Genomic DNA, 17,684 nt, shown 5'->3' on the forward strand with positions numbered 1-17,684 from the left:
CGCAAGGAGGCCGCATGGCGAACCAGAACAACGATTTCTCGCAGTTGGATGCGGACTTCGTCCGCGTATTGGAAGACTTGATCGACGCGTTGATCGCCAATGGCACCTTGCGCCTGACCGATTTGCCGATACAGGCCCAGCAAAAGCTCAACCAGCGCAAGCAACAGCGTGCGCGCCTCTCGGAACATCTGGACCTGCTGGATGACGAAGATGGACAAGTTATCTGACATGGAACAGGCGTCCCGGGAATGGCGCGCCGATGCGCGCGCCGCGCATGACGACCCGCTGCTGGACTGCCTGGTCGAGATCACACGCCTGCACGGCGTGGCCTCGACCGCGCAGGCCCTGTCGGCCGGCCTGCCGCTGGAAGCCCACAAGCTGACGCCCGCGTTGCTGCCGCGGGCGGCGGCGCGCGCCCAGTTGTCGGCGCGCGTGGTCAAGCGATCGCTGGACAGCCTGCCGCCCGACCTCTTGCCGGCCATCCTGCTGCTCAATGGCGAGCGGGCCTGCCTGTTGCTGAAAAGAGACGGCGACACCTATGTGATCAGCCACCCCGAACTGGGCGGCAGCGCGGTCAACATGAGCGCCGCCGAGCTGGCCAGCCAGTACACCGGCCTGGTGTGCTTCGTGCGGCCGCAGTTCCGCTTTGACGCGCGCGCCCCGGAAGTGGCCAAGGTGCGCGAACGCCATTGGTTCTGGGCCGCCATCATGGAAAACCGGCGGCTGTACCGCGACGCGCTGGTCGCCGCCCTGCTGATCAACGTGTTCGCCATGGCGATGCCGCTGTTCACCATGAACGTGTATGACCGCGTGGTGCCCAACAACGCGGTGGAAACCCTGTGGGTGCTGGCCATCGGCATCACCCTGGTGGTGATCTTCAACATGATCCTGAGCACGGCGCGGTCCCACGTGGTGGACAGTGCCAGCAAGCGGGTCGACGTGCGCCTGTCGGCCCAGATCATGGAACGCGTGCTGGACCTGCGGCTGGAAGGCCGGCCGGTGTCGGTCGGGTCGTTCGCCGCCAACCTGCGTTCGTTCGAGTCGATCCGCGACTTCATCGCGTCGGCCACCATCACCGCCCTGGTGGACCTGCCCTTCATCCTGCTGTTCCTGGCCGCGCTGGCCTGGATCTCGCCGTGGATGGTGCTGCCGCCGGTGGTCGCCATCGTGCTGATCCTTCTGGTGTCGCTGGCCGCCCAGGCGCGGATGGAAGCGCTGACGATGGCCACGTTCCAGGCGTCGTCGCAGCGCAACGCCACGCTGGTCGAGGCCCTGACGGGGCTGGAAGCCGTCAAGACCCTGAACGCCCAGGGCGCCATCCAGCGCAACTGGGAGCGCGCCACCGAGTTCATCGCCCAGAACGGCGGCAAGCTCAAGCTGATCTCGTCGTCCACCGTGGGCTTCGTGCAGGCGATTCAACAGCTGGTGTCCATCTCGGTGGTCATCATCGGCGTGTACCTGGTGCAGGACGCGGCGCTGTCGATGGGCGGCATCATTGCCGCGTCGATGATAGCCGGGCGCTGCCTGGCGCCGCTGGGCCAGGTGGCCGGCCTGCTGATGCAATACCAGAACGCGCGTACCTCGCTGGGTTCGATCGACAGCTATATGAAGCTGCCGATCGAACGCCCGCCCGAGGCCGAATTCCTGCACCGGCCGGTGTTCCACGGCGCGCTGGAGTTCCGCGACGTGACCTTCACCTACCCCGGCGCCACCCAGCCCGTGCTCAAGAAGGTGTCATTCAAGCTCAAGCCGGGCGAGAAAGTCGGCATCATCGGCCGCATCGGCTCGGGCAAGACCACGCTGGAAAAGCTGGCCCTGGCGCTGTACCAGCCGACCGAAGGCGCGGTGCTGCTGGACGGCGTGGACGTGCGCCAGATCGATCCGGCCGACGTGCGCCGCGCCATCGGCCACGTGCCGCAGGACCCGATCCTGTTCTACGGCAGCCTAAAGCACAACCTGGCCATGGGCGCGCCCTATGCCGACGACGCCAGCATCCTGGCCGCCGCCAACCTGGCCGGGGTGACCGAGTTCGCCAACCTGCACCCCAACGGCTTTGACATGATCATCGGCGAGCGCGGCGAATCGCTGTCGGGCGGCCAGCGCCAGTCGGTAGCCGTGGCGCGCGCCCTGATCAACGACCCGCCCATCCTGCTGCTGGACGAACCCAGCAGCAACATGGACCACCAGAGCGAGGCCCAGTTGCGCCGCCGCCTGGGCGAAGCCAGCGCCAGCAAGACCATCCTGCTGGTGACCCACCGCACGGCCCTCTTGGACCTGGTCGATCGACTGATCGTCATCGACAACGGCCACATCGTGGCCGACGGCCCCAAGGAACAGGTCGTCGAAGCGCTGCGCCAAGGGCGCGTCGGACGGGGAAGCTGAGGCAAGCATGCAGAAAATTCCAGGTCAAAAACGGCCGAGCCTGCTCGGCGCGCCGTGGCGCAAGCTGCGCGGCATCTTCATTTTCTTCTTCGACCGGCTGCTGGACGGCGCCGAAAAGGGCAAGCCCGAACAGCGTACGGACTACGTCGGCAACGCCGAATGGGTCATCCATGAATCCCAGGCCCGCGGCGCGCGCATCCTGCTGTGGATGAGCCTGCTGGCGCTGGCCGCCCTGCTGATCTGGGCCGCGATCGGCAACATCGATGAAGTCGTGCGGGGCGAAGGCAAGGTCGTGCCGTCGCGCCAGGTGCAGATCATCCAGAGCCTGGACGGCGGCATCGTCCAGGAACTGCTGGTGCGCCCGGGGCAGGAAGTCGAGGCCGGCCAGACGCTGCTCAAGATCGACAACACGCGCTTTGCCTCGTCGCTGGGCGAGAACAACGCCGAATACCTGTCGCTGCTGGCCAAGTCTGCCCGCCTGCACGCGTTGGCGACCGGCGAGCCGTTCGTGGCGCCCGAGGAAGTGCTGGCCCAGGCGCCCGGCCTGGTCGAAATGGAGCGCAACGCCTGGCAGGCCCGCACCACCGAGCTGAACGCCACCATCAACGTGGCGCGCGAACAGCTCAAGCAGCGCCAGGAAGACCTGCGCGAAACCATCGCCAAGCGTGACCAGGCGTCGGCCAGCTGCAGCCTGACCTCGCGCGAGCTGCAGGTGACGCGGCCCTTGCTCAAGAGCGGTGCGGTATCCGAGGTGGACCTGCTGCGCCTGCAACGCGACGTGGCCCGCTATTGCGGCGAGCAGAAAGGCGCCGAAGCCCAGATCGACCGCTTCCAGGCGTCCATCAAGGAAGCCCAGAGCAAGCTGGAAGAATCCGAGCTGAACATCCGCAACCTGGCCCGCAACGAGTTGTCGGAAACCAACACCAAGCTGGCCACGCTGCGCGAAGGCAAGCTGGCGCTGGCCGACCGGGTGAAGCTGGCCGAAGTGCGCGCGCCGGTGCGCGGCACGGTCAAGACGCTGTTCAACAACACCGTCGGCGGCGTGGTGCAGCCGGGCAAGGACATCATCGAGATCGTGCCCAAGGACGACACCCTGCTGCTGGAAGTGCGCATCCTGCCGCGCGACATCGGCTTCCTGCATCCGGCACAGAAGGCGGAAGTGAAGTTCACCGCCTACGACTTCGCCATCTACGGCGGGCTGGAAGGCAAGGTCGAGCAGATCGGCGCCGACACGGTCACCGACGAAAAGGGCAATTCCTATTACGTGGTGCGGGTGCGCACCGACCGCAGCACCGTGGGCGAAAAGCTGTTGCCGATCATCCCCGGGATGGTGGCCGAGGTTCATATCCTGACCGGCAAGCGGACCGTGCTGCAGTACCTGCTCAAGCCGATCCTGCGGGCCAAGGCCAATGCCTTTACTGAACGTTGAGGAGTGCTGGAAGGCGTTATGAAATCCGTTCCTGTCTTGTTGGTTACGCACGACGACCTGCTCTGGCAGCACTGGCGCGCCCTGGATCCCACGCGCTGGCTGGCCGCCCGCGGCCGCGGCCTGGCGGATCTGCAGCGCTGGCGCGAACAGGGCCGCATGCTGGCGGTGGTGGACACCGGCCTGCCGCGCCTGCCTTCCTGGCAGGACCCGTCCTGGCTGCCGCTGCTGTCCGGCCTGCAGGTCGTGGTGGCCAGCCCCAGCCCCAATGACGAGCAAGGCGCCCAGGCCCTGGGCGCCGGCGCCCTGGGTTACTGCCACGGCTATGCGCCGGCCCAGGCGCTGGCCCAGGCGCTGGAAGTCGTGGCGTCCGGCGGCATCTGGATGGGCCGTTCGCTGGTGACCCGCCTGTTGCGGCTGGTGACCGAGCGGGCCCAGGACGCCTCGACCTGGGACAACGGCACCCTGACCGAACGCGAGACCACCGTGGCGCGCTACGCGGCCAGCGGCCAGTCCAACGCCCAGATCGCCGAGGCGCTGGGCATCACCGAGCGCACGGTCAAGGCGCACCTGTCGGCGGTGTTCGAGAAGCTGGGCGTGACCGACCGCCTGCAATTGGCGCTGCGGGTGCATGGCATTTCGGCGCCCGTCGACGCGCGCGGCAAAGTTCCTTCGTGAACCTGTCCTTGAGGACAATACCGCCGCCCGCGCGCCCTCTCTAGTATCTGGCCATCTTGGATAAATCCCTGAAACGGAACCGACATGGCCAACTCCTCTCCCGCAGTCGTCACTGAACTCACCGGTCGCGCGTGGATACGCAATAGCGACGGATCCCTGACCGAACTGCGTCAAGGCAGCAACGTCCCCGCCGGCAGCGACATCGTCACCGCCTCCGGTGCGACGGTGGCCCTGCAGGTCGAGAACGGCATGCCGATCGTGATCGGGGAAAGCCGTGAGGTCGCCGTCAATGGGGACATGGCCGGCCCGCTGGCCGACCCGTCCGAAGCCGCGGTGGCCGCGCCCAAGGGCACCGATTCCGACCGCCTGCTGGCGGCCCTGCAAGCCGGCCAGGACCCGTTCGAGGTGCTGGACCCCACCGCCGCCACCCTGACCGGCGGCAGCGGCGATGACGGCGGCGGCAGCTTCGTGCGCCTGGCCCGCATCCTGGAATCCACCAGCCCGCTGGACCTGGCCTACCCCAACCCGGGCCGCGGCACCGACACGATAGACCGTGCATCCAGCGGCACCGGCACGGGTGACGGTACCGGCACCGGCGATGGTACGGGCACCGGCACCGGCCCGGCCACGCCCGTCAACAACGCCCCCATCGCCGTCAATGACACGGCCCGCGTCGGCGAAAAGGCCACCACCAGCGGCAACCTGCTGGCCAACGACCGTGACCCCGACGGCGATCCCCTGACCATCGCCTCGGTCAGCGGCCGCCCCATGACGCCGGGCGGCATCACCGTCACCGGCTCGAACGGCGGCACCTTCGTGGTGCAGCCGGACGGCAGCTATACGTTCGTGCCGGGCACCAGCTTCCAGCACCTGCCCGAAGGGCAGACCGCCACCACCACGATTTCCTACGTGGTCACCGACCCCAGCGGCGCGACGTCGACCGCCACCGTCGAAATCACGGTCGTGGGCGCCAATGACCCCGCCCAGATCACCGCGTCCAAGCCGGGCGACGACGCCGGCGCGGTCACGGAAGACGTAGTCTCCACCGCCAACGGCAAGCTCAACGTGGTGGACCCGGACGACGGCCAGTCGTTCTTCGTGGCCGTGGCCGACCGCCCGGGCACCTACGGCACGTTCTCGATCGATGCCAACGGCAACTGGGTCTACAGCCTGAACCAGACCGATCCGCGCGTGCAGGCCCTGGCCGCGGGCGAAAAGCTGACCGAGACCTTCACCGTCACCACGGCCGACGGCACCACCAGCCAGGTCATCATCACGATCAACGGCACCAACGATGCCCCGACCATCACCGGCGCCGCGACCGGCGACGTGACGGAAGATGCGACCGTCGCGACCGTGTCCGGCCAGCTGACGCAACAAGACGTCGACACCAGCGACACCCACACCTGGTCCGTCAACAACGACGGCAAGGGCACCTACGGCACGTTCACCGTCGACCAGAACGGCAAGTGGACGTATACGCTGGACAACGGCAGCGACAAGGTCCAGGCCCTGGCCGAAGGCCAGAAGGTCACCGACACCATCACCGTCACGGTCGATGACGGCCACGGCGGCACCGCCACCCAGGTCATCACCATCGAGATCACCGGCACCAACGACGCGCCGACCATCACCGGTGAAGCCACCGGTGGCGTGAAGGAAGACGCGGCCGACACGACCGTGTCCGGCCAGTTGACGCCGCACGACGTGGATGCGACCGACACGCACACGTGGTCGGTCACCGACGGCGGCAAAGGCCAGTATGGTTCGCTGACGATCGACCAGAACGGCAAGTGGACCTATACGCTGGACAACACCAGCGCCAGCGTCCAGGCCCTGGCCGAAGGCCAGAAGGTCACCGACACCATCACGGTCAAGGTCGACGACGGCCACGGCGGCACGGCCCTCCAGACCATCACCATCGAGATCACCGGCACGAACGACGCGCCGACCGTCACCGGCGAAGCCACCGGCAGCGTCAAGGAAGACGCCACCGACACCACGGCGTCCGGTCAACTGACCCAGCACGACGTCGACACCAACGACACCCACACCTGGTCCGTCAACAACGACGGCAAGGGCACCTACGGCACGTTCACCGTCGACCAGAACGGCAACTGGACCTACGTGCTGGACAATGCCAGCAAGGACGTCCAGGCCCTGGCCGAAGGCCAGAAGGTCACCGACACCATCACCGTGACGGTCGATGACGGTCACGGCGGCAAGGCCACCCAGACCATCACCATCGACATCACGGGCACCAACGACGCCCCGACCATCACTGGCGAGGCCACCGGCGGCGTCAAGGAAGACGCCACCGACACCACGGTGTCCGGTCAACTGACGCAGCACGACGTCGACACCAACGACACCCACACCTGGTCCGTCAACAACGACGGCAAGGGTACCTACGGCACGTTCACCGTCGACCAGAACGGCAAGTGGACCTACGTGCTGGACAATGACAGCAAGAACGTCCAGGCCCTGGCCGAAGGCCAGAAGGTCACCGACACCATCACCGTCACCGTCGACGACGGCCACGGCGGCAAGGCGACCCAGACCATCACCGTCGACATCACCGGCACCAACGACGCCCCGACGCTGTCGGGCACGGCCACCGGCAATGTGACCGAAGACGGCACCACCACCGCCACCGGCAAGCTCGACGTCGCCGACGTCGACACCAAGGACACGCACACCTGGACCGTCGGCAACGACGGCAAGGGCGAGTACGGCACGCTGAAGGTCGACCAGAACGGCAACTGGACGTACGAGCTGAACAACGACGACCCCAAGGTCCAGGCCCTGAAGGCCGGCGAAAAGGTCGTGGACACCATCACCGTGACGGTCGACGACGGCCATGGCGGCAAGGTCACCCAGGAAATCAAGGTCACCGTCACCGGCACCAATGACGCCGCCGTGATCACCCCGCACGAAACGGATGACGACAAGGGCAGCGTCACCGAAGACGGCACCCTGGTCACTGGCGGCAAGCTGGACGTGACCGACAAGGACGCGGGCGAAGCCAACTTCAAGCCGCAGACCGGTGTCGTGACCGAGCACGGCACGTTCTCCATCGATGCCAATGGCACCTGGACGTACGAGCTGAACAACAAGGACCCGAAGGTCCAGGCGCTGGCCCAAGGCGAAAAGCTGACCGAAACCATCACGGTCACCACCGCTGACGGCACCACCAGCCAGGTGGTCATCACGATCAACGGCACCAACGATGATCCGACGATCACCGGTGAAGCCAAGGGCGGTGTCAAGGAAGATGCCACCGACGCCACCGTGTCCGGCCAGCTGACGCAGCACGACGTCGACACCAACGACACCCACACCTGGTCGGTCAACAACGACGGCAAGGGCACGTACGGCACGTTCACCGTCGACCAGAACGGCAAGTGGACCTACGTGCTGGACAACGCCAGCAAGGACGTCCAGGCCCTGGCCGAAGGCCAGAAGGTCACCGACACCATCACCGTGACGGTCGATGACGGTCACGGCGGCAAGGCCACCCAGACCATCACCATCGACATCACGGGCACCAACGACGCCCCGACCATCACTGGCGAGGCCACCGGCGGCGTCAAGGAAGACGCCACCGACACCACGGTGTCCGGTCAGCTGACCCAGCACGACGTCGACACCAACGACACCCACACCTGGTCCGTCAACAACGACGGCAAGGGCACGTACGGCACGTTCACCGTCGACCAGAACGGCAAGTGGACCTACGTGCTGGACAATGCCAGCAAGGACGTCCAGGCCCTGGCCGAAGGCCAGAAGGTTACCGACACCATCACCGTCACGGTCGATGATGGCCATGGCGGCAAGGCCACCCAGACCATCACCATCGACATCACGGGCACCAACGACGCCCCGACCCTCACGGGCGCCACCACCGGCAGCGTCAAGGAAGACGCGGCCGACACCACCGTGTCCGGCCAGCTGACGCAGCATGACGTCGACGCCACCGATAAGCACACCTGGTCCGTCAACAACGACGGCAAGGGCACGTACGGCAGCTTCACCGTCGACCAGAACGGCAAGTGGACCTACACGCTGGACAACGACAGCAAGAACGTCCAGGCCCTGGCTGAAGGCCAGAAGGTCACCGACACCATCACGGTCACCGTGGACGACGGCCATGGCGGCAAGGCGACCGAGACCATCACCGTCGAGATCACCGGCACCAACGACAAGCCGGCGCTGTCGGGCACGGCCACGGGCAACGTGGCCGAAGACGGCGCCACCACCGCCACCGGCAAGCTGGACGTCACCGACATCGACACCAACGATACGCACACCTGGACCGCCAACAATGGTGGCAAGGGCGAGTACGGCACGCTGACTGTCGACCAGAACGGCAACTGGAAGTATGAGCTGGACAACGCCAGCGACAAGGTCCAGGCCCTGAAGGGCGGCGAGAAGGTCACCGACACCATCACCGTGACGGTCGACGACGGCCACGGCGGCACGGCCACCAAGACGATCGTCATCGACATCACCGGCACCAACGACGCCGCTGTGATCACCCCGCACGAAACGGACGACGACAAGGGCAGCGTCACGGAAGACGGCACCCTGGTCACCGGCGGCAAGCTGGACGTGACCGACAAGGACGCGGGCGAAGCCAGCTTCAAGCCGCAGACGGGCGTCGTGACCGAACACGGCACGTTCTCCATCGATGCCAATGGCAACTGGACGTACGAGCTGAACAACAAGGACCCGAAGGTCCAGGCGCTGGCTCAAGACGAAACGCTGAAAGAAACCATCACCGTCACCACCGCTGACGGCACCACCAGCCAGGTGGTCATCACGATCAACGGCACCAACGATGCGCCCACCATCACTGGCGAAGCCAAGGGCGGGGTCACGGAAGATGCCGTGTCCAACACGGCATCCGGCCAGCTGACCCAGCACGACGTCGACACCACCGACACCCACACCTGGTCCGTCAACAACGACGGCAAGGGCACGTACGGCAGCTTCACCGTCGACCAGAACGGCAAGTGGACCTACACGCTGGACAATACCCGCGCCAACGTCCAGGCCCTGGCCGAAGGCCAAAAGGTCACCGACACCATCACCGTCACGGTCGATGATGGCCACGGCGGCAAGGCCACCCAGACCATCACGATCGACATCACGGGCACCAACGATGCCCCGACCCTCACGGGCGCCACCACCGGCAGCGTCAAGGAAGATGCCGCCGACACCACGGTGTCTGGCCAGCTGACGCAGCACGACGTCGACACCAACGACAAGCACACCTGGTCCGTCAACAACGACGGCAAGGGCACGTACGGCAGCTTCACCGTCGACCAGAACGGCAAGTGGACCTACACGCTGGACAACGCCAGCAAGAGCGTCCAGGCCCTGGCCGAAGGTCAGAAGGTCACCGACACCATCACCGTCACGGTGGACGACGGCCACGGCGGCAAGGCGACTGAAATCATCACCGTCGAGATCACCGGCACCAACGACAAGCCGACGCTGTCCGGTACGGTTACCGGCAATGTCACCGAGGACGGCACCACCACCGCCACGGGCAAGCTCGACGTCGCCGACGTGGACGTGAACGACAAGCACACCTGGACCGTCAACAATGACGGCAAGGGCGCGTACGGCAAGTTCACCGTCGACCAGAACGGCAACTGGAAGTACGAGCTGGACAACGCCAGCGACAAGGTCCAGGCCCTGAAGGGCGGCGAGAAGGTTACCGATACCATCACCGTCACCGTCGACGACGGCCATGGCGGCACGGCCACCAAGGACATCACCGTCACCATCACCGGCACCAACGACGCCGCCGTCGTGACCCCGAGCAAGCCGGGCGCCGACGCGGGCATCGTCACCGAAGACGTCACCGAGACGGCCTCGGGCAAGCTGAACGTGACGGACAAGGATGCCGGCGAAGCGGTCTTCAAGCCGCAGACCGACTTCCAGGGCAAATACGGCACGTTCTCGATCGACGCCAACGGCAACTGGTCGTTCAAGCTGGACAACAACGCCACGGCCATCCAGCAGCTGGGCGCCAAGGACAGCCTGACCGAAACGTTCACGGTCACCACCGCCGACGGCACCGCCAGCAAGGTCGTCATCACGATCAACGGCACCAACGACATCCCGACCATCACCGGCGCCACCACCGGCAACGTCAAGGAAGACGGCACGCAGACCACCAACGGCCAGCTGACCCAGCACGACATCGATGCGACCGACAAGCACACCTGGTCGTTCGATAACGTCGGCAACAGCGGCAAGGGCCAGTACGGCACCTTCACGCTCGACCAGAGCGGCAAGTGGACCTACGTGCTGGACAATGACAGCGCCAAGGTCCAGGCCCTGACCGAAGGCCAGAAGGTCACCGACACCATCACGGTGCTGGTGGACGACGGCAACGGCGGCAAGGCCACCACCACCATCGTCGTCGACATCACGGGCACCAACGATGCCGCCGTGATCACGCCCAGCAAGCCGGGCGATGACAAGGGCACGGTCAAGGAAGACTCCACGCTCACCGCCGTGGGCAAGCTGAACGTGACGGACAAGGACGCGGGCGAAGCGGTCTTCAAGCCGCAGACCGACTTCCAGGGCCAGTACGGCAAGTTCTCGATCGACGCCAACGGCAACTGGTCGTTCAAGCTGGACAACAACGCCGCGGCCATCCAGCAGCTGGGCGCCAAGGACAGCCTGACCGAAACGTTCACGGTCACCACCGCCGACGGCACCACCGGCAAGGTCGTCATCACCATCAACGGCACCAACGACGACCCGACCATCACCGGTCAGGCCACGGGTGACGTCAAGGAAGACGCAACCAGCACCACCGTGTCCGGCCAGTTGGCCAAGCACGACGTCGACGCGACCGACAAGCACACCTGGTCCGTCAACAACGACGGCAAGGGCACGTACGGCACCTTCACTGTCGACCAGACCGGCAAGTGGACCTATGTGCTGGACAACAACAGCGCCAAGGTCCAGGCCCTGGCCGAAGGCCAGAAGGTCACCGACACCATCACGGTCACGGTGGATGACGGCAACGGCGGCAAGGCCACCCAGACCATCGTCGTCAACGTCACCGGCACCAACGACGCCCCGACGCTGAGCGGCGCCACCACCGGCAACGTGAAGGAAGACGGCACGCTGACTGCGACTGGCCAGCTGACGAAGTCGGACGTCGACACGAACGACACCCACACCTGGTCCGTCAACAATGAAGGCAAGGGCGCGTACGGCACGTTCACCGTCGACCAGAACGGCAAGTGGACCTATGTGCTGGACAACAACAGCGCCAAGGTCCAGGCGCTGACCGAAGGCCAGAAGGTCACCGACAGCATCACGGTCACGGTGGACGACGGCCATGGCGGCACGGCCACCAAGACGATCGTCATCGATATCACCGGCACCAACGACGCCGCCGTCATCACCCCCAGCACGCCGGGGGCCGACAAGGGCACCGTCAAGGAAGACACGATCGACACGGCCAGCGGCAAGCTGAACGTGACGGACAAGGATGCCGGCGAAGCGGTCTTCAAGCCGCAGACCGACTTCCAGGGCCAATACGGCAAGTTCTCGATCGACGCCAACGGCAACTGGTCCTTCAAGCTGGACAACACCGCCACGGTGGTGCAACAGCTGGGCGCCAAGGACAGCGTGAGCGAGACCTTCACGGTCACCACCGCGGATGGCACCACCAGCAAGGTGGTCATCACCATCAACGGCACCAACGACGCCCCGACCATTACCGGCCTGGTCACCGGCAACGTCAAGGAAGACGGCACGCTGACCACGAGCGGCCAGCTGACCAAGCAGGACATCGACGCCACCGACAAGCACACCTGGACGGTCAACAACGGCGGCCAGGGCACGTACGGCACCTTCACCGTCGACCAGACCGGCAAGTGGACCTATGTGCTGGACAACAACAGCGCCAAGGTGCAAGCCCTGACCGAAGGCCAGACGGTGAACGACGTCATCCGGGTCACGGTGGACGACGGCAACGGTGGCACCGCGTACAAGGACATCACCGTCACCATCACCGGCACCAACGACATTGCCAAGATCAGCGGCCAGACCACCGGCACGGTGATCGAGGACAACACGCTGCTGACCTCGGGCAAGCTGACGGTGTCCGATGCCGACGCCGGCCAGAGCAGCGTCATCGCCCAGAACAGCGTGGCGGGCAAGTACGGCACGTTCTCGATCGACGCCAACGGCAACTGGACCTACTCGCTGAACAACAGCCTGAAGGCCGTGCAGGACCTGGCCCCCGGCAAGGTCCTCAAGGAAAGCTTCGAGGTCACGTCCGCCGACGGTTCGGCCAAGCAGACCATCACGGTCGATGTGGTGGGCACCAACGACGCCCCGACCGCTGCCGACAACGCCACCACCGTCAGCGCGGGCGCCGGCCATGCATTCACCACGGCCGAGTTCAACTTCAACGATGGCGCTGAAGGCAATTCGCTGCAAAGCGTGATCATCACCCGCCTGCCGACCGACGGCACGCTGACCCTGAACGGCCAGCCCGTGACGGTGAACGCCGTGATCTCGGCGGCGGACATTGCCTCGGGCAAGCTGGTCTACACCCCGTCGGCCGCCGGCCAGGACACCTCGTTCGGCTTCCAGGTCCGCGACAACGGCGGCACGGCCTACGGCGGCAAGGACACGTCGGGCGAATACAACTTCGCCATCAAGACCAACAACTTCATCTCGGGCGACAACGACGGCAGCGGCACCGGCACCAAGCCGCCCATCAACGGCGGCAGCGGCGACGACATCATCCTGGGCGACAAGGGCGGCACCGTCACCACGGTCGAGCCGGGCAAGAACTACAACATCGCGATCGTCGTCGACACCTCGGGCAGCATGTCGGACCCGTCGGGCACGAAGGGCCTGTCGCGCATGCAGTTGACGATTGATGCGCTCAAGAACCTGGCCAACAGCCTGAAGGGCCACGACGGCATCGTCAACGTGGCGCTGATCGGCTTCGAGTCGTCGGCCAGCACCAAGTACACGATCAACGGCCTGAACTCGACCAACGTCAATGACCTGATCAAGGCCATCGAAAAGCTGAGCGCCAGCGGCGGCACGAACTACGAAGGCGCCTTCAAGGAAGCGCTGACCTGGTTCAACAAGCAGCCCACGACGTACAACGGCAAGACGTTCGAGAACGTCACGTACTTCCTGACCGACGGCGACCCCACGTTCAGCAATAACGGCAACAACGGCAGCGGCAGCAGCACCGACTACCGTGACATGAAGGACGCCGTCGACGCTTTCAAGGGCCTGAGCGGCAAGAGCACGGTGCATGCCATCGGCATCGGCACCGGCGTGAACGAGGGCTACCTGAAGTTCTTCGACAACTCCAGCGTCACCGGCACGGGTTCCGTCTCGTTCCCGGGCGACTACTGGTGGAGCCCCAGCCAATCCGTCTCGGGCGCCGTCGGCCAGCCCCAGATCGTCAACACCGCCAAGGACCTGGCCGCCGCGCTGCAAGGCGGTTCGTCCAGCACGGACCCGGCCGCCGTCGGCAACGACATCATCAATGGCGGCGCCGGCAACGACATCATCTTCGGCGACACGCTTAACACGGATGGCACGGTGCTGAACTGGAGTTCCGTGGGCGGCCGTCCCAGCGACCTGCTGCAGGGTTCGGGCCTGAAGGCGTTGCAAGTGTTCCTGGAAATGCGTGACGGGCACCCGCCGACCAACAGCGACCTGTACGACTACATCAAGGACCACCACGCCGACTTCAACCTGGCAGACGACCCGCGCGGCGGCAGCGACACCATCCACGGCGGCACGGGCGATGACATCATCTACGGCCAGGGCGGCGACGACATCCTGTACGGCGACGATGGCAACGACATCATCTACGGTGGCGCGGGCGACGACAAACTGTACGGCGGCGACGGCAACGACCTGCTGCACGGCGGTTCGGGCAACGACACGCTGGAAGGCGGCAACGGCAACGACATCCTGATCGGCGGCAAGGGCGATGACATCCTCATCGGCGGCGCCGGCAGCGATACTTTCAAGTGGGAACTGGGCGACCAGGGCACCACTGCCAAGCCGGCGGTCGACACCATCAAGGACTTCTCGCTGGGCAAGCCTGCGGACGGCGGCGACATCCTGGACCTGAAGGACCTGCTGGTCGGCGAAAAGGACGGCACCCTGACCCAGTACCTGAACTTCCACAAGGAAGGCAACAACACGGTCATCGACGTCAACACGCAAGGCAAGCTGGGCACGCAGGGCGCGGACCAGAAGATCGTGCTGGAAAACATCGACCTCACGCAAGGCGGGCAGATGAACAACCAGGCGATCATCAACGACCTGCTGCAAAAGGGGAAGCTGAACGTCGACCACAGCTAAGGCTGTATCCGGTCAGGGCCGCCCGCGGCCCTGACCGGCCTGAAGCACAGGGCGCGGCGCGTTGGCAGCGCGGGGGATTTTTTCCGGATGACACCTGAATCTTCCGGAAAAATGTGAAAATCCGTTTCATGCCATCAACCCGCCGTTTCCGCGTCACGCTGAACCTGTGCCGATCGGTTTTGCTTTGCCTGGCGTGCGGCTGGGGCGGCAGTTTCGCCCTGGAGATCAACGCCGACAAATTGCAGAGCCTGTCGGCCAGCCGCTATGGCGCCAAGGGCGCCAAGGCGGTGTCGAACTGGCTGCAACTGTTGCACACCCCGCCCCCCGCGCTTGAGAAAGACAGGCTGACGGTGGCGAACGATTTCTGGAACCGCGCCCTGCTGTCAGGCGATGACATCACGATCTGGGGCAAGGACGATTACTGGGCTACCCCGCTCGAATCGCTGGGCAAGGGCGCGGGCGACTGCGAAGACTACGTCATCGGCAAGTATTTCACCCTGCTGTCCATGGGCGTGCCGGCGAACAAGCTGCGTTTCATCTATGTGCGGGCACGGGTCGGCGGCCCGGCCAGCAGCAGCCAGATCGCCCACATGGTGCTGGGCTACTACGAAACCCCGAACGCGGTGCCGCTGGTGCTGGACAGCCTGATTTCCACCATCCTGCCGGCATCGCAACGGCGCGACCTGACGCCGGTCTTCAGCTTCAACGCCGACGGCGTGTACGTCGACGGCAAACCCGCCGCACCGGTTGACCGCCTCAGCCGCTGGCGCGATCTACTTCAACGCATGGAACGGGAAGGCATACGCCCCTGATGTCCGGAACCAAGACTATGTCCATACTTCGACAGCTCCTGCTCAGCGTCACCCTCGCGATCGTGGTGATCCTGCTGGGGACCCTGGCGCTCAGCGTCAACGCCGCCCGCGAATACCTGTCGGGCCAGTTGCAGGTGCAAAGCACCGATGCCGCCGTGTCGCTGGCCCTGTCGCTGTCGCAACCGGCCAACAACGACCCGGTGGTGCAGGAACTGCTGGTGTCGGCGCTGTTCGACGGCGGCCATTTTTCGCTGGTGCGCCTGGCCGACCCCGAAGGCAAGGTGCTGATCGAGCGCCAGGCCCCCTCCGCGGGCGCCTCGGTGCCGCGCTGGTTCCAGGCGCTGGCGCCGCTGGACGCGCAGTCGGCCTCGCACGCGGTCAGCGACGGCTGGCGCCAGATCGGCGAAGTGACGCTGGTGGCCAACGACGCCTACGCCTGGGAAGCCCTGTGGCGCAGCAGCTTGCGCATGATCGCGCTGGTGGTGGGCGCGGGCCTGATCTGGGCGCTGTTCGCCTTTGCCCTGGTCGGCTGGATCAAGAACCGGCTGCTGCGCGAGATCAGCGACCACGTCCGCAGCATCGGCCAGGACACGCCGCCGCAGCAGATGCAGGCGCGCGTGTCGGAATTGACCGACGTGGTGCAGGCGCTGAACCAGACCCGCGAGCGCGTCTACGCCAGCGTCGAGGAGCAGAACGCCAAGATCGAATCGCTGGAACTGGAATTGAACCAGGACCCGGTCACGCGCCTGCCTAATCGCAAATACTTCGTCAACGAATTCCGCCGCGCGCTCGAAGCCGGCCCGGTCCAGGGCGGCTCGCCAACCCGCGCGCCCATCGACGGCGGCCACGTGCTGGTATTCCGCCAGCGCGACCTGGCTGACCTGAACCGCCACATGCCGCGAGAATTCATCGACCAGTGGCTGCGCGCGGCCTGCGAACGCATCCAGGGCTCGCTCAAGTCGCTGCACGTGGCCAACCCCCTGCTGGCACGCCTGAACGGGTCCGACTTCGCCCTGCTGCTGCCGGGCTGCGCGGCGCCACAGGCGATGATGATCGCCGAACAACTGCGCGCCGACCTGCATGCCTCGCGCATCCCCGTCGGCGAAGGCCACCTGTGCCGCTGGGCCCAGGCCATGGCCGACTACAGCCACGGCAATCCGGCCGGCCCGGTGCTGGCGCGGCTGGATTTCGGCCTGATGCGTGCTGAAAGCGCCGGCAACGACCAGGTCGTCATCGCAGGCGCCGCCGATGCGCAGTCGCCGTCCGAATCCGGCGAACGCGCCTGGAAGGACGCCATCCTGTCGGCCCTGGAAGGCCGCCGCTTCGAACTGGCGACCGAACCGCTGCGCGCCGCCGATGGCGCGGTGCTGCGCACCGAAGCCATGCTGATGCTGCGCACCGCTCCCGATCAGGCGCCTATCCCCGCCACCCTTTTTATTCCGCCCGCGGTGCGGCTGGACCTGGTGGCCGAATGCGACCTGCAGGCCGTGGAACTTGGCCTGGACTGGCTGGCCGCCCACGAGGGCGAACTGGCCCTGCGCGTGGCCCTGCCCTCGCTGCGCGGCCAGAAATACCTGCGCCAGCTGGCCCTGCTGCTGACCGAACGCCGCGCGCTGGCCCGCCGCCTGTTCCTGGAAATCGACGCGCACGGCCTGGTCGAATGCCACGAGCAGATCGCAGCGCTGGCACGGGTGGCCTCGGAATTCGGCGCGCATATCGGCGTGCGCCGCCTGGCGCAGCAATTCGGCGCGGTGGCGCAGTTGCACACCCTGCCGCTGTCGTACGTGAAGCTGGGCGGCGGCTTCGTGGGCGGCATGTCGCAAAGCCCGGGCAGCCAGCAACTGACCGCATCGGTACTGGAAACCGCCCGCAAGCTGAACATCGCCGTGTACGCCGAAGACGTGCCGGACAGCGAAACGCGCCGCATCCTGGCCGACCTGGGCATCACCGTCATGCGTGGGCCCGGCGTCAAGCTGCCCGCCTAGCCATTTGCGGCAGGCGCA

Annotated in this window: 7 protein-coding genes; all 7 read left to right on the top strand. The window is 65.9% G+C overall.

Annotated features, from left to right (window positions below; all coding sequences use genetic code 11):
- Positions 1–14 precede the first annotated feature (14 nt).
- The 7 genes from HV798_RS09855 to HV798_RS09905 all read left to right on the top strand — a co-directional run bounded on the left by HV798_RS09855 (position 15) and on the right by HV798_RS09905 (position 17,666).
- Entirely contained in the window at positions 15–227 is a 213-nt protein-coding gene (locus HV798_RS09855) for a hypothetical protein (RefSeq protein ID WP_025135310.1), read from the top strand.
- Positions 211–2,382 (top strand): type I secretion system permease/ATPase, encoded by a 2,172-nt coding sequence (locus HV798_RS09860; protein WP_425486135.1) that lies wholly within the window; start codon positions 211–213, stop codon positions 2,380–2,382. The genes HV798_RS09855 and HV798_RS09860 overlap by 17 nt, the downstream gene beginning before the upstream one ends.
- A gap of 7 nt (positions 2,383–2,389) precedes the next feature.
- Positions 2,390–3,811: an HlyD family type I secretion periplasmic adaptor subunit gene (locus HV798_RS09865; protein WP_175192604.1), complete on the top strand. Its 1,422-nt coding sequence runs from the start codon at positions 2,390–2,392 to the stop codon at positions 3,809–3,811.
- 18 nt (positions 3,812–3,829) lie between these two features.
- A complete protein-coding gene (locus tag HV798_RS09870) occupies positions 3,830–4,486 on the top strand; it encodes a helix-turn-helix transcriptional regulator (protein WP_175192605.1) in 657 nt (218 codons plus the stop codon).
- A gap of 84 nt (positions 4,487–4,570) precedes the next feature.
- Positions 4,571–14,869 carry a retention module-containing protein gene (locus HV798_RS31685; RefSeq protein WP_281360822.1) on the top strand — a complete coding sequence of 3,433 codons (10,299 nt, stop codon included), beginning with the start codon at positions 4,571–4,573 and terminating at the stop codon, positions 14,867–14,869.
- A 128-nt stretch (positions 14,870–14,997) separates the two neighbouring features.
- The gene (locus HV798_RS09900; protein WP_175192606.1) at positions 14,998–15,681 is read left to right on the top strand and encodes a transglutaminase-like cysteine peptidase; all 684 of its coding nucleotides are present in this window, start codon (positions 14,998–15,000) and stop codon (positions 15,679–15,681) included.
- A 17-nt stretch (positions 15,682–15,698) separates the two neighbouring features.
- On the top strand, positions 15,699–17,666 hold the full coding sequence (locus tag HV798_RS09905) for a bifunctional diguanylate cyclase/phosphodiesterase (protein ID WP_175192607.1): 1,968 nt from the start codon (positions 15,699–15,701) through the stop codon (positions 17,664–17,666).
- Positions 17,667–17,684 lie beyond the last annotated feature (18 nt).

It is taken from the genome of Achromobacter deleyi (assembly GCF_902859705.1).
Lineage (GTDB): Bacteria > Pseudomonadota > Gammaproteobacteria > Burkholderiales > Burkholderiaceae_B > Achromobacter > Achromobacter deleyi.

Coding starts and splice junctions, on each gene's coding strand:
- HV798_RS09855 (WP_025135310.1), top strand. CDS start 15: ATGGCGAACCAGAACAACGATTTCTCGCAGTTGGATGCGGACTTCGTC.
- HV798_RS09860 (WP_425486135.1), top strand. CDS start 211: ATGGACAAGTTATCTGACATGGAACAGGCGTCCCGGGAATGGCGCGCC.
- HV798_RS09865 (WP_175192604.1), top strand. CDS start 2,390: ATGCAGAAAATTCCAGGTCAAAAACGGCCGAGCCTGCTCGGCGCGCCG.
- HV798_RS09870 (WP_175192605.1), top strand. CDS start 3,830: ATGAAATCCGTTCCTGTCTTGTTGGTTACGCACGACGACCTGCTCTGG.
- HV798_RS31685 (WP_281360822.1), top strand. CDS start 4,571: ATGGCCAACTCCTCTCCCGCAGTCGTCACTGAACTCACCGGTCGCGCG.
- HV798_RS09900 (WP_175192606.1), top strand. CDS start 14,998: ATGCCATCAACCCGCCGTTTCCGCGTCACGCTGAACCTGTGCCGATCG.
- HV798_RS09905 (WP_175192607.1), top strand. CDS start 15,699: ATGTCCATACTTCGACAGCTCCTGCTCAGCGTCACCCTCGCGATCGTG.